Here is a 26797-nt window from a genome sequence, read left to right as displayed (position 1 = left end):
CTATCCCCAAATTCTTAATAATCTATTAAGGAAATTACCTTTCTTCTTAACTTCCTTTGAAGGCTTTATAATATCCCCAAAAATTTCTGAAATTTTCTCTCTTATCTTTGAATTTTTCTCCACTACATCTGAAAATCCCATAGAGTTAACAACGGCATGCATATTTTTTATCGGTGGCATATAACCCAAGAAACTCATCTCTACTTCAGGAAGGAATTTCTTCATACCTTCAAGTTTTAACTTTACTTTGTCAAAATCCTTTTTCCCAGCTTTATTTGTAACAAAATTAAACTTTTCCACCCCATGAATCATATGGGCCAACTTCATAAGACTATAGGCATCAACCATAGAAGGAGGTTCAGGATTTACCACAAGAACAGGAAAATCTACAGAGGAAAAGATACTTAGTAAGAAATTATTAACACCTGCTCCAAGGTCAAAGATAACAAGATCATATTCTCTGATTAATCCCCCGAGCCTTGAAAGAAAGTAGGTTGCAGTCTTCTTAGAGTAGTTGAAAATTCTATCATCAAGATTTCCACTTGGAATAATATCCAAATGGTTGAAACCTCTCTCTCCAAGTTTTACTAAAGCTTTATCAAGCTCTATCCCTTTACTTAAACAGTCAACCAAAGAATATTTATATCCAACCCCAAGCATTATATTCACATTTCCCATTCCAACATCGGTATCAACTATCAAAGTCCTTTTCTTGTAAAAAGCAGAAGTAAGACCCAACAAAATAGTTAGTGTTGTCTTTCCAACTCCACCCTTACCACTTGCTATCCCAACAGTTACTGCCATAACCTTTTGAACCCTTCGGTAAGATTTTGCCTATAAGAAACAGAATAAACAGGAATATCCCCTATGAGCTCTCTTATTAGTTCTACCTTTTTCTCATCTATCTCGTCAAGCTTTGTAACTGCAATACCATTAAGTAAGGAGTTAAATGCCTCAAAGTACTTTTCAAGAACATCTATATCTCTACTTGCATCTATTGTAAGTATATTAATTGTTTCTGTTGCTCTTAAGAATTTTACCAACTCTTCTATACTCTCTGAAGATATCGAAACTCCAGGAGTGTCAACTAAAATTACTTTGTGTTCAGATAGAAGTTCTACTATATCTCGAAACTCATCAGGCTCATAGGCTATCTGAAAAGGAGTATCTACTACGCTACAAAATATTTTTAACTGCTCAATTGCTCCCAATCTGAAAGTATCAAGACTTATAACTGCAATATCTTCAATACTATTATTTAGAAGATCTATATAAGTTTTCCCAATGTGAGTAGTTTTTCCACTACCTGTAGGTCCAAAGAAAACTAAAGGTTTTCCTTCTCCAACGGGAGATGGTTTTCTGACATCTACCAGAAATTTCTCTATAGCTCCATTCGAAGTTTTCTTAGATTCAGTAAGAGGGAATGAAGGAAGTGAAACTTCGGACGTTTCCTCTTTTTTCGTTATTTTCTCCTCTATTCCTACAACCACTTCCACTTCTCTCTTTGGAAAGAGGAAAAACCTCCACTTCAACTTCTGGTTGACGGATAGAATGGCATACGAGTTCTCATACTCCTCATTTAAAACGCTTATTATTTCCTGAAGACTTTTTCCCCTATATGTTTTTACTTTCATCAGTTACCTACTACCCCTACAGATTGAACTTTTACATTGTCCGCAAGCTCATCGTAAGCAATAACCTTTAATGTTGGTATGTGTCTTGAAACTAAATTTGCCACAAACCTTCTAACATCCGGCGATGTTAGAAGAACAGGAATAGCATTCTCCTCTAAGAAACGAGGAATTAACCTATTTATTTCGTCAACCACTTTTCTTACTTCCTGTGGAGAAATCGTAATTTTATATCCCTCCTGCGTTTGAATTATAGAATTTCTAAGCTTTTCCTCGAACTTCGGTGACAAGGTTATTACTTTAATACTGCCATTTGTTTTTAACATAGAAGTTATTACCTTTGAAAGTGATTTTCTAACTTGTTCTGTAAGTTGGTCAACATCCTTTATGTGAGGTGCGTAATCTGCAATAGTTTCAAGGATGGAAATTATATCCCTTACAGGAATTCCCTCCTTAAGAAGGTTACAGATAACTCTATGAATAGTACCAAGTCCTGCAGCATTTAAAGCATCCTCTACAAGTTTTGGATACTTCTTCTTCAAAATCTCAAGAAGTCTATTTGTATCTTCTCTTGTAATAATTTCGTGTGCCTTTTTCTTTATTATCTCAGAAAGATGGGTTATTACTACTGTAGGAGCATCAACAACTGTATAGCCAAATCTTTGAGCTTCTGCTTTCATACTCTCAGGTATCCAATAAGCCCTCAAGTTAAAGATAGGATCCTTAGTTGGTATACCTTTCAAAGGTCTGGTTGCTCCTCCCACGTCTATCGCAAGATAAGATCCCGGTTCTATAGTACCCCTTGCTTCTTCTACTCCTTTAATGTAGAAAACATATTCACCGGGCGCAAGTTGAAGATTATCTCTTATTCTTATCATAGGAAGGAGAATTCCGAGCTCTTGTATTAAGTTTTTGCGCAAGTTTTTAATTCTCTTAACTAAAACTCCATTCTCTCTTTCATCCACAAGAGGAACAAGTTTATAACCTATCTCTAAAACTAAAATATCTTCCTGTATAAGTTCTTCTTCACTTTCCTCTTTCTTTTCAACTTCCTCTTTCTTTTTTAACTCTTCTAACATCAAGGTCTTTTTGTACTCTTCTTCAGCTTTCTTAGACAGCTTATAACCAGACGTTATTAAAGAAGCTCCCAATAGACCAAAAATGAAGGTAGGGAAACCAGGAACAAGTCCTAAAAGAATTAGAAACATTCCAACAAGCATAAGCGTTTTGGGATACTTTGAGAACTGTGTTAGAAAATCTCTACCAAAGTTTGTTTCAGAAGCTGCTCTTGTAACTATTACACCTGTAGCAGTGGCAGTAAGTAAAGACGGAATCTGACTTGAAAGACCATCTCCAACCGTCAAAATTGTGTAAGTTGAAAGAGCTTCAGAAATTGGAAGATGCTTCTGAAGAACTCCAATTGCTATACCACCAATTATGTTTATAGCAGTTATGATAAGACCAGCAATGGCATCTCCCTTAACAAACTTGCTGGCACCATCCATAGCACCATAAAAATCAGCCTCCTTAATAACTTCCTGTCTTCTCTTTCTTGCTTCTTCTTCAGTTATAAGTCCTGCACTTAAATCAGCATCAATACTCATCTGCTTACCCGGCATAGCATCGAGAGTAAATCTTGCTGCTACCTCTGCAACCCTTTCTGAACCTTTGACAATCACTACAAAGTTAATTATTACCAATATCAGGAAGATAATAATTCCAACTACAAAGTTTCCTCCAACAACAAATTGCCCAAAGGTTTTGATTATTTTCCCGGCTGCCTCAGCTCCCTGATCTCCATAGAGAAGAATTCTTTTGGTAGTAGTAACATTCAAAGAAAGTCTAAATAGAGTAGCTACAAGCAGTAATGTCGGGAATATGGAAAATTCAAGAGGATTTCTAACATACATCGCTGTTATTAAAAGCATGAGCGAGAAAGAGATACTCAAGGCTATCAAGAGGTCAACAAGAAAGGCAGGAATAGGAATAACCATCAAAACAACAATGGCAACGACACCACCTATAATAAGAAACTCGGGTAGAAGGGCTTTCCAGTTTAAACTCTGTTCTTCTAATTGAGTGTTCACCTTTAAACCTTTTTTATGGTAATATTTAAACTGAGTAATTATAGCAGGTTTTGGCTATGGACATAGATATAGCTTCAGATTTGTTGAAAAGAACTCTTGAGCTTGCTTTTATAATAACTTCACCTGTTCTTGCAGGTGTTTTTATCATAGGAATTGTTATTAGTATTTTTCAAGCAGCAACTCAGATAAACGAAATGACTTTAACCTTTGTTCCTAAGCTTCTTCTCGCTCTCGTCATAATGTTTCTTCTATCAAACTGGTTTCTAATAGAGCTCACAGACTTTACAAAAGAAATTTGGTTACAGATTCCGGAGTTCATAAAATGAGTATTTATACAACGCTCCTCAAAGAGGTGAAAAACAATAAGATAAATTATGAAAAAATAGAAGAAGTCTTAAAACAGATAAAGGAAGAGATAGAAAAAGGGAATCTTCCTTCAAAAGAAGATTACACTCGTTTCAAGGAAGCTCTCCAAATTATTGAAGCCAAACATTCCATTCTACGAGAAAAGATAAATGGCTTTCAAACAAAGAAAAAGGTAAATGAAACGTACCGCCGATTTGAATGAAAAAAAAGCTGAGTAATCATTATCACTCTATTCTTACAGTTGGTATAAACCACTCACAGTAGATTTTTATTTTTCCATCTATTTTCTTCAAACAAAGTGCTTTTCTTGCTTTTGATTTTATTAAAGAAGAAGAATAAAGCTGTCTAAAAGTAATACAAACTGAATTATCAGGATTAGTGCGAATATGTAAATCTTCTATATCTACTTTAATGTTCTTGCTCTTTTTCCAGATTCTTTTTTTGTATCTTATAAATCTTTCAAAATCCATACATCCTTGAGGAGAGTAAAGCTTAAAATATCTATCGTCTTTTCTTTCCCATAATTTTTTCCAAGTTTCAAGAAATTCTAAAATTTCCTCTCTTTTTATTGGCTGATATACAGCAAGCTCTGTTTCCATTTTTTGAGGTTCTTGGGCAATTTTAGTTTTTTGTTGACTCTTTACTGTTTCTTCTATCCTCTCGTCTAAATAACTATCTAAAACTTCATTTAGATTCTTTTCTGCTATTTTATACTCAGGATCAATCACCGTTGCAAGAGTAAAGAAGGAAATGGCTTTTTTCAGGTAATTCTCATCCTTGCTCTTTTCAAACAACTTAACATAAATTACACCTATATTATTATAAATTGAAGCAGAAGAAACTCCCGTCTTTAATATTTTTTCATAAGTTTTAAGAGATTGCTGATAGTTACCTGTATTGAAAAATCTTGTTGCCTCTTTCAATAGTTCGTCTGTATTTTGAGCAGATACGGGAAAAAGAAGAGATGAGAAAAGAAAACAGATAATAGAGATGCGAAATATGTAATGCGGAATGGGTAAAAGACGTAATATGGATAACAAACTATGCACTAATCTCTCATCTCGCATCTTTTATCTCTCAATTATCATTGAACTATAAACTCCCTATAGAAGATATTTCTAACCTGAACTCCTGATAGTACAGAATTAATTTTAAGGAGGAGATTTTCTTTAAGGAGCTCTTTACCTTCAGGAGAAATAAGTTCCTTAGAAGACATCGCACCTACAGTGGTTATAAGAATATCATTGATTGCAGGTAACTTGCTTTTTAGTTCCGATTCTTTTCCAGTATAACCCAATGCTATTGCTATTCTAATGTAATGACCATCAGATAAATTTATCACTATCGGTTCAAGCTCCATTATTTTAAAAGAGGCAGCTGTTTTTTGTTCATCTTCTCCCTTCTGAAGAACATAAAATAAAACTCCTCCACCTCCTACAAAAACGAACACCGCTAACAAAAACAATAAAAATTTTTTCATCCCTTCTCCTCCGTAACTGAAACCTTAGGTAAATAAATCTTTATTTCTACTCTTCTATTCATAGCCCTGCTATTCTCATCCTTTTCCTCAACCAAAGGTTGAGTATCCGCAACACCAACTGCTCTTAACATTTCTTTTTTAACACCTTTTTTAACGAGGTATTCTACCACAGATATGGCTCTTCTTGTTGAAAGTTCCCAGTTACTACCATTTTTTACTGGAAGACTGTCGGTATGACCAACAACAATGACTTTCGTTCCTATAGGTAACTTCTTTAAAATTTCAGCAAGTTTATCAAGAGAAGGAATAGAACCTTTTAGCTGATATTTCCCTCTTTCAAAGAGAAATTTTTCAGGAAAAATTAACACTATTTCGCCTTCTTCTCCCTTTCCAACTTTAACACCTTCTTTTGTTAACTTTCTTTTCATAATAGTTTCTGCAAGATGAGGAGATATGTCCGGAAGTTCGATTTTTGTTCTATCACTCCCTTCAAAAATACTTCCTTTTCTAAAGAAAATAGAAATCTCAGGAGGATAAGATATAGTGGTAAAGGATAAATAAAGAGCAAAAAACGCTATTAAAATAAATAGGACGTCCATAAAAGATGTTAACCATACGGGATCCTTTCCCTTATTTTCCTTCTTCTCTTCCAGAGACAACCTGCTCTCCTTTAAAGACCAATTCTATTTCCACTCTCCTATTTTTCGCTCTTCCGGAAGGAGTATCATTTGGAGCTATAGGTTCTGTATCTGCACACGCCATTAATTCCAACTTATTGGGAGAAATCTTACATTCTTTTAAAATTACGTTTAAAACTGCTTCCGCTCTTTTGGCAGAAAGAACCCAGTTATCAGTTCCAGGAACATTATCGGTATGTCCTTTTATAATAACTCTTTCAACTGAAGAGTCGTTTAAAACAGGACATATTTCCTTAATAAATACAGAAACTCCAGGGTTCAGAGAATAAGAACCACTTTCAAAGGTTATTTTCTCAGGTAAATTGAGTTTAATGCTTTTTTCCTTTTCTATAATTTTAAACCCTTTAAGATAAGGATACTTTTCCTTTAGTTTCTCAATAGTAGTTTTTATCTTTTTCATAGCTTTCTTCCTACCTGGATAAATAGGTTTTACCATTGGAGGGCCTGAAAGTGATCTTTTCGAAGATAAAAGCCCTTTATCCCCTGAAATCTCACCCTTTCTATGTTTAAATAGAGTAAATTTATCAACATCTAAGGTTGAATGAGACAGAACAACAACAAAAAAAATTATAAGAATGAAGAGAACATCTATTACTGAAAGCTTCCATCTCGACTTAGAAGAAACGATCATTCCTTTTCTTTCTCTTCAGGTTTCTTTACGGAAAACTCAACCTTACCTTTTGTAAGAGATTCTATTAAGGAATCTCTTATCAATCTTGGAGAAAGTCCTTCAAGCATAAAGACTATGGCTCTTTCAACAAGAGTGAGGAGAACTTCTTCTCGCGATCTTAGGTATCTTAGTCTTGAAGCAAGAGGAGTAAATATCATGTTAGAAAGAATAAGACCATAAAAGGTTGTAAGAAGTGCTAACGCAAGTCCTACACCTATAGTTGAAGGATCTTTAAGATTTGCAAGCATATAAACTAGTCCTATAACCGTCCCAAGAAGTCCAAATGCAGGAGCAAGAGTCCCAAGATTTTCTACAAGAACAATTGAATTTTCTATATCCTCAAGATAAGATTTCCTCTCCAGCTCAAGAATCTCTTTTATTGTTTTTGTGTCTGAAACTTCCATGGCAAGCTGAACTGCCCTTTTTATACCTTCATAGGGAACTTTTTTTCCAACTATTTCTCTTTCAAGTCCAAAGAGACCATCTCGACGGAAAGAAATCGAAAGTCTGTTGAAAAACTCCACAAATTCTTGAAGATTAACATGCTGGTAAGAAAACGCTAAAGCTATTGGTTTTAATGTTCTAACGACAACGTCCAAAGGGAGTGAAGCAGCTCCTGCAGTAAATGTTCCAGCTACAACAAATAGTATAGAGGGATAGTTAATAAATAAGTGAAGCTCCCCTCCTAAAAGGAGGGTAACTATAAGTACAAGGAAAGGAGAAAAAAGAATAAGTATGGATAGAATCTGAAACATCAACTACCTCTTAAGATTTATTACTGTTTGAAGTATTTCATCATCGGTTGTTATAACTTTTGTGTTAGCCTGAAAAGCTCTCTGAGCAACAATCATATCTACAAACTCCTGAGTTAAATCAACGTTAGACATTTCCAAAGCCCCACCAACTATTTCTCCAAGTCCTGAATTGGTTGCAAAATCCATTTTGATAAGTGCATAAGGATCATTATTTAAAGGAACTTCTGGAGAAAACGCCCATAGATTGTCAGAAAGTCTTTTCAGAGTATCCTCTGTCATGTCTGCCAGAGGTATCTTGTAGAGCTCTATTCTCTGACCATTATCGTAATGTCCTATTAATGTTCCATCTTTTTCAAAACTTACTTCTACAAGCTGGGATGCTGCATAACCATTTTGTATTGCATTATAAATCATAGATGGTTGAGCAAGCTGAGTTGAACCTGCAAAAGACAAAGTCATAGTTATCGGATTACTTGGAGCATAGTTGGGATCAGCAGGAAGGTTTGGAGGCATTCCGTTTGTAAGCATTTCAGGTGGAATAGAAAGTGTAAAGGTTGTAGAGGGATTGCCATTAGCATCTGTTATCAGATTGCCATCTGTATCGTACATTCTTTCAATTTGTCCGGATTCGTTGAACTGAATTCCACCACTTGCAATTGGTGAATCAAGATTTCCATCAACAAAGGCCACCCACTTCCAGTAGTTAAAGTTTTGGACACCATTATCAAGGTTATCGTCCCTATCAGCCTTTACGAAAAAGAAATCAACATGATGAGCATTTCCGAGGGAATCATAGACAGTAAGAGCTGTTGAAAAGCCGTAAGAATCTGGATTTCTGGGGTCAAAACCTTCCTTTTTAATGAATGAAACAGCCTTTGGAAGTTGGGTATTTAAAACTGTTTGAGAGAAGTCTATTTTTAGAGTATCGTTGTTTCCATCACCATCAATATCTTGGTTGAGGGAAAGTTCAAAAGTAGGTTCTACGTCTTGAGTTTCATCATAGTTCTTCACGCTTACAATACTACCTGTTCCATCAAAAGTTATAATTTTTCTTGTAGTGTTAGTAGAAGCTGCTGGATCAGTTCCAACATCAGCATACCATTTAGAGTTGATAAGTTCATTCTCCAGAACAGTCATCAAATCTGCCAACCCATCCTCTGCAAATGACCCCGCTATATCGATAACCACCTTTTCATCTGGAGTACCATCATTATCAAGATCAGTTGAGACTCCATCACCATTAAGGTCGATACCACTAAATTCAATTCTTTCTGATCCTGAAGTAAGATTTCCTGCATTATCAAATGTAATTGCATCTGTTTGGGTGGTTCCAACCTGAGTATAGCTTCCGTCCTCTGGATCATAGTAGTAAAGAGATACATCCCATTGTCTGTTGGTTGCATCGTAGTTCTCAAGCCTTATAAAAAACTGTCTATCGTTTCCATCGTAGACTGGTATTGGAATATAATCGGTATTGGTTGGATTATCTTGTGTTGAGTCAGGTGCGTCAAGTTTTAGTTTTAGAGCAAGATGAACTTCTGCCTCATGCTGCTTAAAGATAATGTTTGCGTCAGAAGAACTGTTAAGAAGACTACTAAGAGTATATGCTTTACCATTTACGTCATAAACAGTCATCCCTGCAAGGTCAGCAAAAGTAGAGTTTGACTGTCTTATTCTGAATCCAGCATCTATTTTTGAAGTATGGACAGTAGATATTGGAGCATCAGCATTAAGGTTAAATGAAAGAGCTCCTTCTGTCGTTTCTTTCGCAGGAATAACCTCAAAACCCTTCAAATTCACATCTGTAAGATTAGCAGGTGTAGCAGGAGCAAAACTTCCATTTTCGTCTCTTTTTATACCCTGGAGTATTTGACCTGTTGGAGTAACTAAATTTCCTTCTGAATCGATTGTAAATTCACCAGCCCTGGTATAACGAAGCTGATTATTATATGTATCATAAGGATCATCGTAAGCATTAGGATCCCTAACTATAAAAAATCCGTTTCCATTAATCGCTAAATCTGTTGCCCTCCCGGTTGTTTCAAAAGCACCTTGAGTCATTATGTTTTGATAACCTGTTACATATGCACCGTGACCTATGTAAGAAACATTTCCACCAGCAACGTAAAAAGTATTTAAGAGATCTGCAAAATTAGCTCTTTCCTTTTTATAACCCGTAGTTTGAGCATTAGCAATGTTGTTAGAGGTCGCATCAAGAGCATTTTGCTGGGCTTTTGTTCCACTAATGGCTGTATAAAGAGATGGTAACATTTCCTCCCCTCCAATTCGATTTACAAAAATTTATCAATAACACTTAGCTCATTACCTCTATAATGTTACTAATTGGTATTTCTATACTGCCAAAAGTTATAGTTTCCTCTTGCAAATCTACAGCATTAACTATTCCTACTGAATAAACATTTACACCCTCTATTATATCTCCTTTATCGTAGGCTATAACCTTAGCTTGGTATACGCCAGATAGCTGATTCCCGTAATTATCCTTTCCATCCCAGGAAATTGTATAATTGCCTGCAAGCTGTCCAGAAATTTCTATTTCCTTTACAATATTTCCCGAACCATCAACTATTTGAACCTTTACAAGCCCTGCATTTTGAGGAAGTGTATATTCAGCGGTAATAGACCCATCAGCAGAAACTACTCCATCTCCTACTTTTACTTTTTTCCCAAGAAGAGACACAATATTTGTTTTATTCAGACTTGCTATAACATCTCCAAACTCTTTCAAAGTATCTGTAAAGTTATAAGACTGTTCAAGCTGAGCAAGAGCAGTTAACTGTTCTGTAAACTCCTTAGGATTTATCGGGTCTATTGGATCTTGGTTTTGAATCTGAGCTATCAAAAGTTTCAAAAAATCATCTTTTTGAAGAGCTGTATTTTCAGGAGTTTGAATAGCAGAAGAATCTTTAGTTGTTAATATATCCCCAACCTGTGTTATCATTGGAGCCTCCCTTTAGTTAAATCAGAAAATATTATAACAAACCATATATTAAACCATAATATCTATCCCATTTTGTACTATCAATTCTTCCTCTTCGGGTTCTACTTCTGCCACAGGTATAAATTTAGAACCTCTATTTTCTCGAAAGCTTTGATTACCATTGTTCTTTCCTTCACCGTAATAGTTGTTGTAACCTACAGAAACATTGGAAAATCCCAAATTGTTAAGAGTATTAATAAGATTTTGAATTACTGAAGAATTTATCTGGAAATTGTTTTGGGTTGAAAGAAAGAGAAGTTTTGCAATTCCAAGACGACTATTTAGAAGAACTTTTACAGAATTCTTTTCTGACATTTCTGTATAAAACCTGACAACTCCTTCCATAGGCTCGTAATGGGACTTTACAAATTCTCTTAGGGTTTGTAACTCTACTTGAGAAGCTCGAGAACCATTCAAATTAATGCTTTTTTCCTGAGAGATATTATGACTGCTATTAAAACTATCCAATTTTACAGTTAGACTATTTTTATTATCATTTCCTTTACCTTCTTTATATTCCTTAAATACTTTTGAAAATACTTTTCCTTCTCCTACAAGAACTTCTTTTTTCTTAACTATTGTACTTTCCTTATCTTGAATTAATTGTCTATACTCAACTTTTTCTGCTTTAAGTTTTAAATTTCTTTTCATCAAATTCTCAGGAAATTTTTCCGTCTGCATCGATTTTGTAACCGTTGGGATTTTTGAAGAATTATTCCGATCAGCAACTTTCTTAGCAACTTTGGAAACTCTTTTTTGCCAACTTAATTGTACAACATCCTTTTTTCTCTTTTCTACTCCTCTTAGTGTTTTCTCTTCTTTACTTTCTTTTATCCTACCTTTGTTATATTTTTTATTAAAGAAAACTTCTTCTTCTTTCAAAAAATCAACCTTTCTTTCTTCTCTTTTAGCCATCTTAGGTCGAAGAGGTTGTTTAGACTCTTCTTTCTCTATTTCACCTGACTTTATTTTTGTTAATTCTTTCAAATGCTCAAAAAAATGTTTTTCTTCAACTTTTGCTACTGCTATACCAAAAGTCCTTACAGATTTTACAGTTTCTTTTTCTCCCCCACTTGTTTGGTTCACTTGATTAGTCATAAGTCCATTTAACAGTATAACAAAAGAACTATTAGGTTCCCTTTTCTCTTTTTTCTCATTTTGCAAGTGATTAACCCTATCATCCGTTTTAATGACTAAAAGAACATTCCCATCCATCCTCTCACCTCTCACTTCTCACTGTTCACCCCTCTTAATTCTTCCTTTGTTAAAGAATCCATCAAGTTGAATATATTTTTAGCCTTTTCAGGTGCAAGAGAATAAAGAATTTCTACCACCTTCGCAGCATGTTCTACTTCCATGTTTGCTAAAAGATTGGCTGCTTGCATAGAGTTCAAGTGAAGTAGAAGAAAAGCTACAATTTGTGGTTTTACCTTAGATAAAATCTGACCTCCTTCGTCGGGAGGAAGACGGGAAATAACTTTATAGACTTGTTTTATCTCTTCATTGGAAATAGAAATAGATTTTCTACTACTTAGTGTTCCTCCACCAAATACCTTATTCTCTTCTCGCTGAGCTTTTTCGTCAAGAACATTAAGAAGGAAAGAAACATCGTCCTTCAAAGTTTGCAGAAATTTTTCTTTTACCTTCAGCTTAGCTTCTTTATTCTGAAGTTCTTTTTCTCTCTTTTTCAAAACTTTAACAAGCTCTGGAGGTGGAGATAATAGCTCCTTTTCTAAGTTTTTTGATTGAACTGGAGATGAAAGAAGAAGAAAAACTATAATTGCTGTAAACCATCTCTTAATTCTTGTGTACTCGTCAAGTTCTCTAATCTCTTTTGCTTTTTCCTCAGAACTTATCTTATCTTTCAATCTTTTCTTAACAGAATCTATCGAAATTTTCACTTTTATCTTTTCGGAAAGCGCTTCTTTAAGCTTCTTCTCTTCTTCTTCTGCCGATGCTATCTTACTTAGAACCTCTTGAGCCTTCAAAGATAGTTGATTTGTATAGTCAAGTATTCCTGCCAATTCATCGGCCGGAAATATACTGTTCTCCAGTTTTTTAGTCCAGCTATCCACTTCTTCGTTTATCTGGTTAAGTTCTTTTTGAAGAACCAATATCTGGCTCTTTACTTTTGCTAACTTTTCTCTTATTTCTCTCTCTTCTTCAGAAAGTATTTCCTCAGCCTTTTCTAAGGACTCCAGTTTCCTTTTCTCCAACTTTTACCTCAGACCAAGTAATCGACTTCTCATTTCTCGTCTCTAGTCCTTAGTTTTCCATTTTCCATCTTATCCCCACCTCTTACTACTCACTATTGAAAACTCTCTTCAAAAGTTCATAGCTTTCCTCAAAAGAATAACGTTCTGAAGGCTTTTGCTTTATAAATTCTACCATTTTCGGATAAAGTTTTATCGCTCTATCCGTTATAGGATTAGAACCAGGTTTATAAAGCCCTATACTTACTACATCTTTCACTCTCTGATATTCTGCAAACATTGAAACAAAGTCTTGAGCAAGTCGGTAGTGTTCATCAGAAACTATCTGTATCATCAATCTACTTATAGATCTGGTTACATCTACAGCAGGGAAAATCCTTTCACCTGCCAATTCTCTTGACAAAACTATATGTCCATCAAGGATAGAAACAGCAGCATCCGCAACAGGATCTGTCTTTATATCATCCCCCTCTACGAGAACAGTATATATTCCAGTTATACTTCCCCCGCTTCTAAAGTTCCCTGCTCTTTCCAAGATCTTAGGCATAGAAAGGAATACTGATGGAGGATAACCTTTTGTTGTAGGTGGTTCCCCCATAGCTAAACCTACTTCTCTCTTTGCCATGGCATATCTTGTCAGAGAATCAACAAGAAGCAGAACACTCATTCCACGATTTTTGAAATATTCAGCGTGGATGTGGGCAAGTTCCATTGCCTTTATTTTTACAAGGGGATGGTCATCAGAAGTAGAAACAACGACAATAGATTTTCTAAGTCCTTCTTCTCCCAGTATATCCTCTATGAATTCTGTAACTTCTCTTCCTCTTTCTCCAATAAGAGCTATAACATTTACATCTGCTTTTGCATTTCTTGCTATCATTCCAAGTAAAGTACTTTTTCCTACTCCAGCTCCTGAGAAAATACCTATTTTTTGTCCCTTCCCTATTGTTAGAAGCCCATTTAGTACCTTTACACCAACATCTAAAACTTCTATTATCTTTTTTCTATTCAAAGGATTTTCTGGTTCGGTAATTAGTGGCATTGTATCTTCAAAAGGAATCGTTCCTTTATCATCTATTGGTTGATTAAATGCATTTACAACACGACCCAAGAAACCCTTACCAACCTTAACAGTTCTGGAAGAAGAAAGGGGATAAACTTTTGCATTTCCATCAAGCCCATTTACTTCTCCAAAAGGGGTAACATAAGAAATCCCTTTGGAAATAGAAACTACTTCTCCCAAAAGTTCCTTTCCATCAGAAGTTTCTATGACAACTGTATCCCCTACTTTCAATCCCGGAAGGGAAATTTTCAAAGCATTTTCTTTTATTTCAAGGATCTTTCCCTTTAATTTATACGGAAAAAAAGTTTCAAACATTAAAGTTTTCCCTCAAGTAGTTTTTCAATTCCTCAAGTTTTGTTCGCAAACGTCCATCTATATCTATCGCTTCAGTTTTTATAACAACATCACCAGGAACCAGCTCAGGATCTGGTTCGAAAACAAGTTGAAAACTCTCTGCAAGCTTTCTTAGTTCCGGCTGACTTTGAATAAGATCTTCTAACTTTTTAAAGTCTTCTGGATTGAGATAAACAAGCTTTACTCCAGGAGACGATGTTAGGAAACTTGAAACTATTTCCTTTATTGAAGTAAGCGCTACATTTAAAGAATCTTTTCTCATTTCTGGAAGAAGTTTATCCACTATTTCAAAAACAATTTCTATTATAAGTTCTCTTACTCTCTGAAGTGCTTCCTCAGAAGAGATTTTTGCTTCTTGAGAAACTTTTTCAAGATTCTCAAGAAGTCCTCCAAAGTTTCTCAAAACTTCTTCTCTACCGGCTTTTAATCCCATTTCAAAGGCTCTCTTCTCCCTTTCTGTTACTTCCTGTTGAAACTTAGTAGAAAGCTCTTCTATCCGTTTTTTCAGTAGTTCATTTTCCTTCGATAATTCTTCTATTTTCTTAGAAAAAAGCTCCTTTTCCTTCTTCTTTTTTAAAACTTCCTCATTCTCATCTGCACCAAGAGGCCTAAACATCTTACCCTCAGAATTAGGTTAACATAATAACTTATCCAACTATTAAACTGATCCTTCTTCCGATTCTATATTAATTACAAGTTTCCCTTCTTTAAGGAGCTGTTTAGCTTTCTTTACAATCTCCTCTTTTGCCTTTTCTACGTCTGTAGGTGAGAATTCAGATATACTGAGATCTTCCTCAAAGGCAGCCCTCATAGCTTGAGGCATATTGCTAAGGAATTTTTCTCTTAAAGATTCATCAGAACCATAAAGTGCTGCAAGAAGAGTCTGCCTGTCAACAGAAATAATAATATTCTGAATTCCTCTATTGTTAGCATAAAGAAGAGACTCGAATGGGAACAGGATATCTTCTATTTTCTGGGCAAGTTCTGGTTCCTTGTCCCTTATCATCTCAAACAATTTCCATAGTTCGCCACCAAAAGCTCTTAGTATTTCTGCTGCTCTTTCAGGACCTCCAACTTTCTCTGAAGCTGCTATTTCTATCAGCTTCATATTGTCAACTAAGGAATCGCTTGCAATATTTATCGCTTCTGGAGATATTTTCTCCATTCCAGCAATTCTCAAGAGTATGTCAACCTTTTGTTCATCAGGAAGCTCAGATAAAACTTCCATCGCTTTCCTATCTGATAGAATGGAAATGATGAAAGCAAAAAGCTGAGGATGCTCGTACTTAAAGTTCTCTACAAGAAGCGAAGAGTCAATTATGTTAGCTACAGAAAGTTTCTTCTTGGCATCTTGAAGGGCAAGCGTTTTCTCTACTATTTTCTTAACGTTTTCATCATTTTTTGAGATAAGTTCAAGAACTTTTTGTATAAACTTCTTACTAGGAGTCTTCGCAAAAGGTCTATTGTAAAGCCTAAGGAAATCTACAGCAGCCCTCATTATCAACCTTGGAGGTACAGACTTGGCTTTCATCATAAGGAAAGCAATCTTTTGGACTTCACTTTCCTCAAGATGTTCCATTATTTTAAAAGCAACTTCTTCATCTAAGGATAGAAGCAAAATAGCCGCTTTCTCAAGATTTGTCATCTCCATCGTCTCCTAACAAGCTTTTCTAAACCTCCTTTAACAGAAAGCTCCTTCTTCTCTTTAAGCTTTTTAATGAGAATAGCAACAAGCTCTTCTACTGATCTAACACTCTTTCTTTCAAGAGTTACTTCATGAATTGTAATACGATGCTTAACACTGATAGTATTTAGAACTTCTCGAAACTTAGAGAGATCTTTCTTTGAAACAATTCCTAAGAAAGTTCCTCCCGTGAATCGGCAGAAATTTCCTATTCTATTTTTTTGAAGCTCGTGTCCTATGTCTCCAAGTATCTCATCTCCCTTTTCCCATCCTCGGGCAAGGTTGATAAGAAGAAGTCCTTTTATATCAAAAGCCACATAGGCTATATCGGTCCCTTTATAAGTTACCGTAAACTTCTCTTTCCATCTACCAAAAGTAGGAAGTCCTGTTACAACATCTGTAAAGAAGGCTTCCTTTCGAAATCTCTCCAGATCCTCTGTAAGGAGGGAACCACGGAAAATATCCAGCACTCCTACTCTTTTAATTACTTTTATTCCAGCTTCCACAACCTCAGGATAAAACGCCTTTCCAGAATCCCTTCCTATGATTGAAAGAGTCTCTTCAAGAGACAGCGCTTTCCTATACGGTCTATCAGTCGTAAGAGCATCAAAAACATCTGCAACACTTACAATACTTACAGTGAAAGGAATCTTTCTATAGTCTATCCCTAATGGATATCCCTTTCCATCAAGTCTTTCATGATGTTTTAATACAATATTGAGAATAAAGGGAAAATCATATTCTTTCAGAAGCTCGTAACCAAGTATAGGATGTCTTTCAACTAGCTTCCTTTCGGTAGAGGTCAAAGGAGTAGGTTTCAGAAGAATAGCATCCGGAATCCCTATCTTTCCTATATCATGAAGAAAAGCACCAATATAAATTTTAGATAATTTTTCTCTATCAAGACCAAGTTCTTTTCCTATAAGGTATGAGTAAATAGCAACCCTACGGGAATGACCTTCAGTATATGAATCTCTGATAGAAAGTGCTTTCAACAAGACATTGAAATTTTCAAGCCACTTCTGTCCTCTTTCAAGTTTATTTATTTCCTCAAAAACTTCCTTTAACAATACTTCCTTACTTCTAATCAACTGTTCAGCCATCTTCTAATAATCTCCGCTGCTTTCTTCGGATCTTCCTTAACCTTAGACTCTATGTGTTTAAGTATTGCATTCAGAGTTTTATCAACCTTAACACTTTCGGGTTCGTACTTCAGGTCTTCTATCTTTAAACCGGGAACAAGTTTAGCAAGTTCTGAGAGAGTAACAGGAACTTTTTCAGTATCAACTTTTTCAAGGAAAGATTCTATACCTTCTTCTGGCTCAACAGGTGCTCCAGTCGGAATCTGCGTTGATAAAAATTCTTCAATAGATTTTGTAGCAATAGTTTTTTCCTTCCTTTTCTTTAAGATTATGGAGCCGATTATTACCAATAACAGTAAAAGCACTCCAACCGCAGCAAGAATTACCCATTGAGGAATTCCCAATTTCTCAGAAAGAGTTTTAACCGGAGCTGAAATTGTTACTTCTTCTGTAACTTTCACCTGCGTCGATTCCGCTACACTTTCAAATGGTAGTGAAGCAACAGTTACTATATCTCCTCGAGAGGGGCTGTACCCAACAGCTGTTTTTACTGCCTTATCAATTTCTTGAAGTTCATCCTCTGTTAATGGAACATATTTTAGCTTTCCATTCTTTACAACATATTTACCGCTAACTAAAACAGAAACAGTTAATCTTTTTATCGTTGGAGAATTCAAAATCCTTTTTCTCCTTACTTCCCCTGTATTGTAGTTCACAATGGATTTCTTCTTTTCTACTTTTCCTCCTTTTCCAAGGCCAAGTTCTCCTGCAATCTCAAAATCTCTTCCTACAGGAGGTGGAAGATTTGATGTTGAACCAGGGATTCCACCAAGAGACGGGGAAGTGGAGCTAATTTCTTTCTCACGTTTTTCACTCACAATTGCACTTCTGTCAGGATCATATACATGCTCCTCAACTTCTTCCTGAGTAAAGTCTAAGTCAACATTAGCTTTTACAGAAACTCTGGATGCACCATAAACCTTAGCAAGCATTGCCATTACTTTCGACTCTATTTCCCTCTCGACCTTCCTCTTAATCTTTAAGTTTTTCTCTACTTCATCTGAAGAAGAAACATCAAAGACTTCTTCAGAAAGATCGTTACCGAACTGATCAACTACAGATACATTTTCCGGTTTGAGATTTTTAATTGACTTAACTAATAGATTAACAATTCCCCTTATTTGTTCTTTCGTGAGTCTTTCCCCTGGATAAAGTTCAACTACAGCAGAAGCTCTCGGTTCTTCATTTGAAAGAAAAGAAGTTTCCTCAGGAAAAGAAACAATAACTTTCGCAGACTTTACAGGTGATAAAGTTTCTATACTTTTTGCAAGCTCGTTAGCGATAGCCTGCTGATAAAGTATTTTCATCTGATATTTACTCATTCCAAACTTTGGCTCTTTAAAAAGATCAAAGTCTATCTTTCCACTTGAAGGAATTCCTCTTGAGGCAAGAGCAATTCGAGTAGAATAAACCAGCTCTTTTGGAACATAGATAACTTTTCCATCTGAAGAAACCTTAAAGCTTATCCCCTCCTTTGAAAGTTCTTTTACAACTTCTTCAACTGCTGCAGGATTAAGATTTGTGAAAAGAGGAACAAACTTTTCATCTCTTGAGGGAGATGAAACAAAGACATAAAAAAGAAGCGCCGCGAAAATAGTAAAACCAGCTATTCCCCCTATAATAAGGTGCTTATGTTTCTCAAAAAAGGATCTAAGTTTTTCTTTATCTATGCTCTGTAACATTCCTTTGACATTCGGAGCCATCTATTACACCTGCATGTGAATAAATGTCTGATAAGTTTGCATTACTTTATTTCTTATCTGGACAGCAGCTTTTACTGCAAGTTCAGCTTCAGTTGCTGCAACAACTGCTCCAAGTATGTCTTCACTTTTTCCACTTGCAACCTCAAGCGTTTTTATCTCGGCTGTTTTAACAGTTCGGTTAAGCTCTTCCAATTCTTTCTTTAAAGTTTCGGTAAAACTCTTAGTTCCTTTTTCATTATTAGCTGTCTGATCACCCACACTATCATTCAAAAGCCTGAATTGAACTCCTCTTATTTCCATACTCTACCCCCTTTTTCACTCGTCACCTATCTCTCATCTCCCGTCACTCGTCACTTCCTTAGTTAACTTCTCAAAATATCTAAGGTCAAATTCACAAGGTTCTTAGCATTGTTCGCAACATTTACATTTGCTTGATACATTCTGCTTGCTTCAATCAAATTTGTCATCTCTTCTGCAGGATCAATATTTGGATACTTTACATAGCCATTCTCATCTGCATCGGGATTTTCAGGTTCATATTTTATGATGGGAGGGCGATTGTCCTTTACAACTTTATCCACTACCACTCCATATACGTTGTTCTTTGTATCTAAAAGTACTGCTTTAAAGTGGACATCTCTTCTCTTGTAATACCCCCCTTCTGGTGTTGAAGTGGAATCAACGTTAGCAAGGTTACTTGCTATTGTTTCCATTCGGAGTCTTTGCGCTACCATTCCTGAAACAGCTATATCAACCGTTTTAAGCAGACTCATTGTTACCCACCTCCTTCATTTTAAGTTCAGAAGATTCTTCTTCGTTTGCCAAGGTAACGGCAAGCATGTTATTTTCCACTGTTCCAAGCTTTGTTCTAAATCTTGGTTCACCATTTATAACCAAACTCACATTTTCAGGAGAGAAACTAAGAACATCCCCCTTCCTTAGAGAAAGAAGTTTTCTCAGAGTGAAATTCGAATAAAAAACTTTTGCTTCTACTTCTACTGAAGAGCTTAGCACTTTTTCCTTTAAAAGACTTTTCCAGTTTGGAGTTTTTTCCTTCAGAATTTCTCTGTATATAAGGTCACACACATCCAAAAAATCGTAATCTATTAATAAGGATACTGGAAACTTCCAGATATGAAGCTTTAAATTCATATCTACCCGAAACAAAGTATGCTTAAGAGAGTAGGCTACTACTTCACCACTGTTATTTTCATTCCCAGTTATTGATACTTTTGCTTTTGCAAATTCTCTTGAAGTTGTTTCCTGTAGGGAAAAAAAGAGTTGTCCCCAGAAAAACTTCACTATATCCCAATCAACAGCTGAATGAATTATTCTATGCACAAATTCCGGTTGGTACTTGGATAACTTAGGACTACTAAGTATAGAATCAACTATAAGAGGAAAGAGTTCCTTTGGGAATACAAGAAAAATCGGATAGTTTGTCTTAGGAATATTTACAAAAGACACCTCTCCCTTTAGCATTAGTAAATTTTGCTTAGAAAAAACTTCTTCCTTCGAAATCTTTGTTACGGCGAGGTCCACAGTAGTATTAACCATAGAGGAAACAAGAGATAGAAACTCATTTACTACCGAAAGAGTGAATGTGTCCACAAATTTAAAGTCTGTATGAATGTAGTAAGCTTCCTCGCTCTCCTTTCCTGTTTTTTCGAAACTCTTTTGCTCTTGAGGAGATTCTACTTTCTGATCTTCTTCTTCTGAACCACTCTCACCTTTCTGAAGAGCAGGTGCTTCTTCAAGAAGAGTCTGAAGCTCTTCATCTGAAAGAATATCATTAAGAACACTCTTATCTACAAGTTTACCGTTTTTCCCTTTCCCGTTTATCATCTCTCTACCTGAGATTCTTTTTATAGGCATTTATCACATATTTTTTGAACCCAACACCACCTGATTCAGCTAATTTCTCTCCTACCTGCATAATGTACATCTTTTCCCAGAAGCGGGTCTGAGGAGAGAAAAATGGGTTTTCGGTTGATGAGGAAAGTTCAGAAAGAATTTTTTGTAGGAAAATAGCTTCAAACTCCACCGCTACCTTTTCAAGCTGCTTATCCTTACTTGGAAGATTGAGGACAGAGTATATTTCTCCAATAGAGAATATAGAACTCATCTTTTCCTCACAATCTTAACTAACTTTACATATTTACGATATTTATCAAGTTAGGAAGCATTTTAACCAATAAAAGACTCATTTTCAAGTCTGGTTCTTTTTTTCCGATTTGAGCAGGGTAGCAGAGTGGGAAGTTGAAAAGATTATGTACTCTTCACCTTTGTAAGTAAAGATAACAAGTTTCTCTCCACTCCCAATAGGAATAACCTTAAGATTTTCTATACCACTTGAGGCTAATATTCTTTTTCTTTCAATGTATTTATTAACTACAAAAAGGAGGAGTATCAAAGCTAAAAGAACGAAGAAACTCTTCAAATAGAATTCAATCAACTTTCTCCTCATCAGCAATAGAAAGAATTCTAATTCCAACCCTATTATTTTCAACAACTATCTCACCATAACCAAAAAACCTATCATTTACATAGATGTCAACAGGTTCATCGATATACTTATTGAGAGTAATAATCTGATTTTGATCAAGTTCTAAAACTTCTTTAAGAGGCATCTTCAGTTTACCCAAAACTACAGAAATAGTAACAGGAATATCTTCCACTAAGGATAATCTATCTTTTTCCATCATATACCCCCTATTCTCTCTCGAGATCTAAATTATATCAGAGTTCTATTTTTCATTCTAAACACGAATGCCAATATTTCCGCTACTGCTTTGTAGAGCTTTTCAGGTATCTCCTCATCTATATCAACAAGTCGATAGAGCTCCCGTGCAATTTCTGGTTTCTCAACTATTGGAACGTCATTTCCCTTCGCAATCTCAATAATCTTTTTAGCTACATTGTCCACACCCTTAGCAACAACGTAAGGTGCATCTCTTTTCTCAGGCTCATACTTTAAAGCTACTGCATAATGGGATGGGTTTGTAATTACAACATCGGCTTGGGGAACTTCCTGCATCATTCTTCTCATCGCTATTTCTCTCTGTCTCCTCCTGATAGCTGCTTTTACTTCTGGTCTTCCCTCCCTTTGTTTATATTCCTCTTTAACTTCCTGTTTAGTCATTCTTAGCTTTTTCTCATATTCCCATTTCTGGTAGGCAAAATCAACAGCTGCAATGAGAATATAAAGCAATACAGCATACATAAGAAGTTTCATGCATTCTTTAACTATAAAAACAAGTGTCGCCATTGGTTCGGAATAGACAGAGGCCACAAACTTTGAAAAGTCCGACTTTAAAATGAGATAAATAACTATTCCAACAACTATTACCTTTAAAACTCCTTTAAATGCTTCAAAAATAGTTTTCAAAGAAAAGAGTCTCTTTATTCCCTCCACAGGATTCAGTTTATTAAGGTCTGGTTTTAGAGGTTGAAGAGTGAATATAAAGCCAAATTGTCCAACATTTGCAGCTATCCCAACTATCATTAAAAGAACTACTATAAGGAGAAAACTTTTTATGTAAATAACAAAAACGTCTGCTCCAGCCTTAAAAGGAGAAAGCTCAGCACTATTTTCAAGAAGGTAGAGAAAGTTCCTAAAAAAGAAACCTCCAAAGTACTGACCACTAAAGTAAATGAGAAGCAGGAAAAATAACATTACAGCAGCCGTATTAACGTCTATGCTTTTGGCAACCTGTCCTTGTTCTCTTGCTTTCCGCCGCCGATACGGCGTCGCCTTTTCGGTCTTTTCACCACTATCGGTATTTGGCATATTTTCACCTTAGTTAGTAATCAGTAAACAGTGAGTGGTAAGTTGTGAGTTGTGAGTTGTGAAACCTGTTTTTTGTTTCCTGTTTCTTCTCATCTCTCACCACTCACTCTCACTTTGACTTTGTGATATAATACCACATCCTAAGTTTAATGGGGGAACACAATGAAAGTTTATGTGTTTGGATTAATTGCTGCTTTATTTACACTTACGACTTCCTGCCAGACAACTCAAGTTCAAACCCAACTACAAACTCAAAATATTTGCTCAGAAAAATTCGTAAGTTGTCCGCAAAGCAGAGATTACTCAGTTACCTATGACAACTGTTGTAGTTTTCCCATAACTTACAAAACTAAAGAAAGGAAGAAGATCGTTATTATCCCTCAGCAAGAAAAAAGAATTCCATCTTTTAGTATTAGGGAGGAGTAGTTATGAGAGAATTTTTGATGACAGCAATTATAGTTTTGGCTTCTTTGACTCCCGCAAGTTCGCAGAATATTACAAAAAGTGTAAAAGTAAAAGAGCATTTGGATATTCTTTCGTCAATTACACCTGAAGGAAATCTTAATTCAAAAGTAATTTTCCTTGCAGATCAGCTTGTTAGAAATATTGATAATAGGTTCAGATATGAACCTGTTGTTGTAACCACATTCGTCAATCTCGACAACATGAAAGAAACTTCTAGTCTTGGAAGACTTATTGCCGAAAATCTCATACATGAACTTCAAGTTAGAGGATGGAAAGTATTTGACATAAGACTTGCCAAAGACATAGTTGTAAAACCTCAAGGAGAATTCTCCATTACGAGGGATATTAGAAACATTCGAAACTACTATAGAGTTAATTCAGTTATTACTGGAACCTATGCAATAACTTCAAATTCGGTTATAGTCAATGCAAGAATCATAGATGTAAAAAACGGAGTAGTTGTTTCTACAGGTCAAATAATTCTCTCTATTGAAGATGTTGCTTCTCTTCTTACAGATGGATCAGATTCGGGAAGCACGATAAGAATAAAGGGAGAGTATTAATGCTTAGAATTTTCCTTTTGGGATTTCTTCTTTTATTTACCAGCTGTAGCATATCAAATCCATTTGTAAACAAATATCGTTTTACCCCCCAGATTTCTGTAGATTCTATAATTCCAAACTTGAATCTTTCTGAATCTATATCGGATATGGCATCAAAACTTTGTTCATATACTTCCGGAAGAACTATTGTAGTTACAGATTTTGTTGATCTTGAAACGTTAAAACCTGGAAAATCAGGACTTTTGCTTTCCGAACTTTTAAAAAGCAAATTAAGTGAAATCTGTAATGCAAAAGTGGTTCAGGTTGAATTCTCAAAATATTTTACAATTGGTCAAAACGGTTTTAGAGTCCTTACAAGGAATATCCATGAATTAAAGGAGGTCAAGCAGCCCATTACAATAGCAATAGTTGGAACTTATAATCTATCTCAGAATAGGCTTTATTTGTTTTCTCATGTCTTAAATATTCAGACTGGTGTTGTTTATAAAATGGTGGATGAAGAGATAAGCTATAAAGTAGAAGGATTTACCATATTTCAATAGAGTTTTTAGACTTAATTCTCTTCAAACTTTTACGATATTGTAGTTCTACATTTAATATGATTAGGATTTAAGCTATGATAGCAAAGGTTGTTAGTTCTTCTGAAGTGTCTTTTCTCTCGGCTATTGAAGAGATTAGAAAGAAGTTGAAAGATGAAGATTTTACAGATTTTGACTTTGCAATGTTTGCTGTATCTCCTAAATACAGAGACAGTTATATAACGTATACAGTTGAAAAAATCTTGAAAATTCCTCCGGAAAAGTATATAGCATTTCATGCAGTTGATAGTTTTGAGAATTCTAAAATTGTAAATAACGGAATAAGTGCTCTTTTTATAAAGTTCGAAAGAAAAGCAAAAATCAAGGTTTTACCGGTAGAAGGAGTTTATACACGAAAAGATTATGAGGATGTCGTAGAATTTTTGAAAGAAAGAAAAGATGCCTTAAATCTCATATTTGCAGGATTTTGTAATCAAAAGCTTGCATTTGTTATAGAAGATAAACTTTCTAAAGCTCTTCCTGAAAAAGGAGAGAAAACATTTCTTATTGGCGGTGTTTCTTCTGGTGCGCGAACTTATCAGTTTTATAATGGCAATATTATAAAAGATGGTTTTTTAATAGTTTCTATAGAAGGGGTCGATTACAAACTCGGGATATCTCTTGGATTTGAATCTGTGGGAGAGATTTACACCGTTACAAGATCCAAAGATTATAGAGTTTACGAGATAGATAGGAGCTCAGCCTATCAACTTGTAGATAGACTTCTTAAAGGTGTTAACAACTATACTGTACGGGATTTATGGTACTTTCCAGTTATTCTTCTTGATGACGAAGAAGGATATGTCTCAGTAGTGAGAACTTTTAAAGATATTTCAAATAAAGAATTCATCGAATTTTTTGGACCCGTGAAGGAAGGAAGCAAATTTAAATTGAGTTTTGGGGATCCAGAATCTTTAATTTCGGCTGATAGAAAAGAAGCGTCAAAAATAGCTTATAGTATGGATAAGATAGAACTTGCATTGAACTTCTCCTGTATTGCAAGACAATATGTTCTAGAAAATCTTCAGCAGGAAGAAATAAAAATTTACTCCTCTCTTTTTAACGCTCCTTTATTTGGTTTCTTTACTTTTGGAGAAATAGGACCAGACAAGCTTTTTAGAAAGCTTAAATTTTATAATCAAACATCTCTAATAGTTGCGATTAGGGAAAGGTGATGGAAACAAAGTATAAAATACTCCAAAATCTTCTTAAAGAAGTCACCCGTCGTTACGACTATCTATTTGAAATGAAAGAAAGACTGCTTAAAGAACTTGCTTTCCAGGCAATGCATGATTTTCAAACAGGACTTTATAATTACAAGGCAGTGTTTGAGCTTGGAGAAAGAGAAATCAAAAAACTGAAAAGAGGAGAAAACAAGAATTTATGGGTCGTATTTATAGATCTTGATAACTTTAAACAGGTCAATGATAACTTTGGTCATAGGAAAGGAGATGAAATTCTTAAAGAATTTGCATCCTTTTTAAAAGAAAGCTTTCGAGATTATGATATCATCGGAAGATTAGGTGGTGATGAATTTATTATCGTACTAACTAACATAGATAGCAATACTTTGAAAAGAAGGCTTTTATCCTTTAAAGAAGAAGTAAGAGAGAAATTTAAAAAATTTGATATTTCAACAAGTATTGGAGTAAGTTGTTCACCATACGATGGAGATGATTTTGACCGTCTTGTTACAATTGCAGATAGTAGAATGTATGAAGCTAAGAAAAGTGGTAAAGATAAAATCTCATGGTAGTATTCAGCGGTTAGAAACTCTTCTTTTCAAAAGAGAGAGGAAACCGCTCAGTTAATTCAAAGAGAAAATAGTCAGTTGACAGCTTCCTTCTCTCTTCTAATATTTAACTTTAACAATACCCGTTGTGACGGGATGGGGTGATAAACCACCCCGCAATCTCCTTGACGGAGATTGCAAAATCCCCTTAGTTTAGTGAGGGGATAGTTTAATTGGAGAGGAGATATGAAGGTCTTAGGTGTTCTCGGTGATGCTCTTGTTGAAGGAATGAAATTAAGAGAAAAGCGAATGGAAGTTGTTGCAGGAAATATTGCAAACGCAAGCACTCCAAATTTTACTCCATTTAAGCTTTCTTTTGAGAAAGAGTTTCAAAAAGCACTTGGAGAGTTACAGGAGGAAATAAACCTTAAAACCACTTCCCAGAAGCATATTAAAGAACCACCTGATGTGGAAATAAAAGACCTGTCTAAGAAGATTTCTCCGGAGCCGAAATATAGAGCTCCCATCGGAATGGACAAAAACCTTGTTGACCTTGAAGAAGAATACGGCATTATGGTTAAAGATTCTCTTCTTTACAAGACTCTTTCCCAGCTCTTTGCAAAAGAAGTATATATTAACAAATATGTCTTAGACGAAGCTGGAAAGGTTTAGAACACAATTCTCATTTTTCAGAGTTCCTTTCAGCTTGAAAGACTCTTAAATATTTTTCCTTTCATACGATATTATAATTTAGCTTGTTATCTTTCCAAAGGCAGCATAGGTTATTGTAAAATAGTGTTTTAAGTTAGTAATTACAGAAGG

General features: G+C 35.3%; 31 protein-coding genes. 7 read left to right on the top strand and 24 right to left on the bottom strand.

The window, feature by feature from the left end; all coding sequences use genetic code 11:
• Genes ACYQ3A_RS05805 through flhA form a run of 3 tightly spaced genes read right to left on the bottom strand, consistent with a single transcriptional unit; the run spans window position 1 to window position 3718 of the window.
• Window positions 1-804: an AAA family ATPase gene (locus ACYQ3A_RS05805; protein WP_459896216.1), complete on the bottom strand. Its 804-nt coding sequence runs from the start codon at window positions 802-804 to the stop codon at window positions 1-3.
• Entirely contained in the window at window positions 795-1634 is an 840-nt protein-coding gene (locus ACYQ3A_RS05800; protein WP_459896215.1) for a flagellar biosynthesis protein FlhF, read from the bottom strand. The genes ACYQ3A_RS05805 and ACYQ3A_RS05800 overlap by 10 nt, the downstream gene beginning before the upstream one ends.
• Window positions 1634-3718, bottom strand: coding sequence for a flagellar biosynthesis protein FlhA (gene flhA / locus ACYQ3A_RS05795; RefSeq protein WP_459896214.1), 2085 nt, complete (start codon window positions 3716-3718; stop codon window positions 1634-1636). The genes ACYQ3A_RS05800 and flhA overlap by 1 nt, the downstream gene beginning before the upstream one ends.
• A 56-nt stretch (window positions 3719-3774) precedes the next feature.
• Here flhA and ACYQ3A_RS05790 point away from each other — a divergent pair, with 56 nt between their 5' ends.
• Together ACYQ3A_RS05790 and ACYQ3A_RS05785 are read left to right on the top strand one after the other, a co-directional pair.
• A complete protein-coding gene (locus ACYQ3A_RS05790; RefSeq protein WP_459896213.1) occupies window positions 3775-4044 on the top strand; it encodes a flagellar biosynthetic protein FliQ in 270 nt (89 codons plus the stop codon).
• Window positions 4041-4286, top strand: coding sequence for a hypothetical protein (locus tag ACYQ3A_RS05785; protein ID WP_459896212.1), 246 nt, complete (start codon window positions 4041-4043; stop codon window positions 4284-4286). Before ACYQ3A_RS05790 ends, ACYQ3A_RS05785 begins: the two co-directional genes overlap by 4 nt.
• A gap of 22 nt (window positions 4287-4308) precedes the next feature.
• On the opposite strand, the gene ACYQ3A_RS05780 is transcribed toward ACYQ3A_RS05785, so the two are convergent.
• The 21 genes from ACYQ3A_RS05780 to flhB form a co-directional block, all read right to left on the bottom strand.
• Window positions 4309-5151, bottom strand: coding sequence for a tetratricopeptide repeat protein (locus tag ACYQ3A_RS05780; protein ID WP_459896211.1), 843 nt, complete (start codon window positions 5149-5151; stop codon window positions 4309-4311).
• A gap of 17 nt (window positions 5152-5168) precedes the next feature.
• The gene (locus ACYQ3A_RS05775; RefSeq protein ID WP_459896210.1) at window positions 5169-5564 is read right to left on the bottom strand and encodes a flagellar basal body-associated FliL family protein; all 396 of its coding nucleotides are present in this window, start codon (window positions 5562-5564) and stop codon (window positions 5169-5171) included.
• The gene (locus ACYQ3A_RS05770; RefSeq protein ID WP_459896209.1) at window positions 5561-6223 is read right to left on the bottom strand and encodes an OmpA/MotB family protein; all 663 of its coding nucleotides are present in this window, start codon (window positions 6221-6223) and stop codon (window positions 5561-5563) included. The genes ACYQ3A_RS05775 and ACYQ3A_RS05770 overlap by 4 nt, the downstream gene beginning before the upstream one ends.
• Complete coding sequence (locus tag ACYQ3A_RS05765; RefSeq protein ID WP_459896208.1) at window positions 6195-6893, bottom strand: OmpA/MotB family protein; 699 nt, start codon at window positions 6891-6893, stop codon at window positions 6195-6197. Before ACYQ3A_RS05765 ends, ACYQ3A_RS05770 begins: the two co-directional genes overlap by 29 nt.
• On the bottom strand, window positions 6890-7687 hold the full coding sequence (locus ACYQ3A_RS05760) for a motility protein A (protein WP_459896207.1): 798 nt from the start codon (window positions 7685-7687) through the stop codon (window positions 6890-6892). Before ACYQ3A_RS05760 ends, ACYQ3A_RS05765 begins: the two co-directional genes overlap by 4 nt.
• 3 nt (window positions 7688-7690) lie before the next feature.
• Window positions 7691-9958, bottom strand: a complete 2268-nt coding sequence (locus tag ACYQ3A_RS05755; RefSeq protein ID WP_459896206.1) for a flagellar hook-basal body complex protein — start codon at window positions 9956-9958, stop codon at window positions 7691-7693.
• Window positions 9959-10001: 43 nt separating this feature from the next.
• Entirely contained in the window at window positions 10002-10649 is a 648-nt protein-coding gene (locus ACYQ3A_RS05750; protein WP_459896205.1) for a flagellar hook assembly protein FlgD, read from the bottom strand.
• A gap of 48 nt (window positions 10650-10697) precedes the next feature.
• On the bottom strand, window positions 10698-11903 hold the full coding sequence (locus ACYQ3A_RS05745) for a hypothetical protein (protein ID WP_459896204.1): 1206 nt from the start codon (window positions 11901-11903) through the stop codon (window positions 10698-10700).
• An 11-nt stretch (window positions 11904-11914) separates the two neighbouring features.
• Window positions 11915-12904 carry a magnesium transporter MgtE N-terminal domain-containing protein gene (locus ACYQ3A_RS05740; protein ID WP_459896203.1) on the bottom strand — a complete coding sequence of 330 codons (990 nt, stop codon included), beginning with the start codon at window positions 12902-12904 and terminating at the stop codon, window positions 11915-11917.
• 85 nt (window positions 12905-12989) lie between these two features.
• Window positions 12990-14279 carry a FliI/YscN family ATPase gene (locus ACYQ3A_RS05735; RefSeq protein WP_459896202.1) on the bottom strand — a complete coding sequence of 430 codons (1290 nt, stop codon included), beginning with the start codon at window positions 14277-14279 and terminating at the stop codon, window positions 12990-12992.
• The gene (locus ACYQ3A_RS05730) at window positions 14272-14934 is read right to left on the bottom strand and encodes a FliH/SctL family protein (RefSeq protein ID WP_459896201.1); all 663 of its coding nucleotides are present in this window, start codon (window positions 14932-14934) and stop codon (window positions 14272-14274) included. The genes ACYQ3A_RS05735 and ACYQ3A_RS05730 overlap by 8 nt, the downstream gene beginning before the upstream one ends.
• Before the next feature lie 42 nt (window positions 14935-14976).
• Window positions 14977-15963, bottom strand: coding sequence for a FliG C-terminal domain-containing protein (locus ACYQ3A_RS05725; RefSeq protein WP_459896200.1), 987 nt, complete (start codon window positions 15961-15963; stop codon window positions 14977-14979).
• Complete coding sequence (locus ACYQ3A_RS05720) at window positions 15960-17105, bottom strand: HD-GYP domain-containing protein (protein WP_459896199.1); 1146 nt, start codon at window positions 17103-17105, stop codon at window positions 15960-15962. Before ACYQ3A_RS05720 ends, ACYQ3A_RS05725 begins: the two co-directional genes overlap by 4 nt.
• Window positions 17090-18847, bottom strand: a complete 1758-nt coding sequence (gene fliF, locus ACYQ3A_RS05715; protein WP_459896198.1) for a flagellar basal-body MS-ring/collar protein FliF — start codon at window positions 18845-18847, stop codon at window positions 17090-17092. The genes ACYQ3A_RS05720 and fliF overlap by 16 nt, the downstream gene beginning before the upstream one ends.
• Window positions 18848-18850: 3 nt before the next feature.
• The gene (gene fliE, locus ACYQ3A_RS05710) at window positions 18851-19147 is read right to left on the bottom strand and encodes a flagellar hook-basal body complex protein FliE (RefSeq protein WP_459896197.1); all 297 of its coding nucleotides are present in this window, start codon (window positions 19145-19147) and stop codon (window positions 18851-18853) included.
• A gap of 62 nt (window positions 19148-19209) precedes the next feature.
• Window positions 19210-19620 (bottom strand): flagellar basal body rod protein FlgC, encoded by a 411-nt coding sequence (gene flgC / locus ACYQ3A_RS05705; RefSeq protein ID WP_459896196.1) that lies wholly within the window; start codon window positions 19618-19620, stop codon window positions 19210-19212.
• On the bottom strand, window positions 19607-20692 hold the full coding sequence (locus ACYQ3A_RS05700) for a FliM/FliN family flagellar motor switch protein (protein ID WP_459896195.1): 1086 nt from the start codon (window positions 20690-20692) through the stop codon (window positions 19607-19609). Before ACYQ3A_RS05700 ends, flgC begins: the two co-directional genes overlap by 14 nt.
• A gap of 4 nt (window positions 20693-20696) precedes the next feature.
• Window positions 20697-20972, bottom strand: a complete 276-nt coding sequence (locus ACYQ3A_RS05695; protein ID WP_459896194.1) for a rod-binding protein — start codon at window positions 20970-20972, stop codon at window positions 20697-20699.
• Between the two features lie 84 nt (window positions 20973-21056).
• Window positions 21057-21302, bottom strand: coding sequence for a hypothetical protein (locus ACYQ3A_RS05690; RefSeq protein ID WP_459896193.1), 246 nt, complete (start codon window positions 21300-21302; stop codon window positions 21057-21059).
• Window positions 21295-21549, bottom strand: a complete 255-nt coding sequence (gene fliN, locus ACYQ3A_RS05685; protein WP_459896192.1) for a flagellar motor switch protein FliN — start codon at window positions 21547-21549, stop codon at window positions 21295-21297. The genes ACYQ3A_RS05690 and fliN overlap by 8 nt, the downstream gene beginning before the upstream one ends.
• A gap of 32 nt (window positions 21550-21581) precedes the next feature.
• On the bottom strand, window positions 21582-22637 hold the full coding sequence (flhB, locus tag ACYQ3A_RS05680; protein WP_459896191.1) for a flagellar biosynthesis protein FlhB: 1056 nt from the start codon (window positions 22635-22637) through the stop codon (window positions 21582-21584).
• Between the two features lie 428 nt (window positions 22638-23065).
• Between flhB and ACYQ3A_RS05675 the strand changes: the two genes are divergently transcribed.
• The 5 genes from ACYQ3A_RS05675 (at window position 23066) to flgB (ending at window position 26647) form a co-directional block, all read left to right on the top strand.
• On the top strand, window positions 23066-23665 hold the full coding sequence (locus ACYQ3A_RS05675; RefSeq protein WP_459896190.1) for a FlgO family outer membrane protein: 600 nt from the start codon (window positions 23066-23068) through the stop codon (window positions 23663-23665).
• On the top strand, window positions 23665-24207 hold the full coding sequence (locus ACYQ3A_RS05670; protein WP_459896189.1) for a FlgO family outer membrane protein: 543 nt from the start codon (window positions 23665-23667) through the stop codon (window positions 24205-24207). Before ACYQ3A_RS05675 ends, ACYQ3A_RS05670 begins: the two co-directional genes overlap by 1 nt.
• Before the next feature lie 143 nt (window positions 24208-24350).
• Window positions 24351-25418, top strand: coding sequence for an FIST signal transduction protein (locus ACYQ3A_RS05665; RefSeq protein ID WP_459896187.1), 1068 nt, complete (start codon window positions 24351-24353; stop codon window positions 25416-25418).
• Window positions 25418-25999, top strand: a complete 582-nt coding sequence (locus ACYQ3A_RS05660) for a GGDEF domain-containing protein (RefSeq protein WP_459896186.1) — start codon at window positions 25418-25420, stop codon at window positions 25997-25999. The genes ACYQ3A_RS05665 and ACYQ3A_RS05660 overlap by 1 nt, the downstream gene beginning before the upstream one ends.
• A gap of 222 nt (window positions 26000-26221) precedes the next feature.
• Window positions 26222-26647, top strand: a complete 426-nt coding sequence (flgB, locus tag ACYQ3A_RS05655) for a flagellar basal body rod protein FlgB (protein WP_459896185.1) — start codon at window positions 26222-26224, stop codon at window positions 26645-26647.
• Window positions 26648-26797: the final 150 nt, after the last annotated feature.

The organism is Desulfurobacterium crinifex (genome assembly GCF_054656775.1).
Note: the sequence above shows the minus strand (reverse complement) of the source record. Positions and strands in the feature narration are given on the sequence as shown.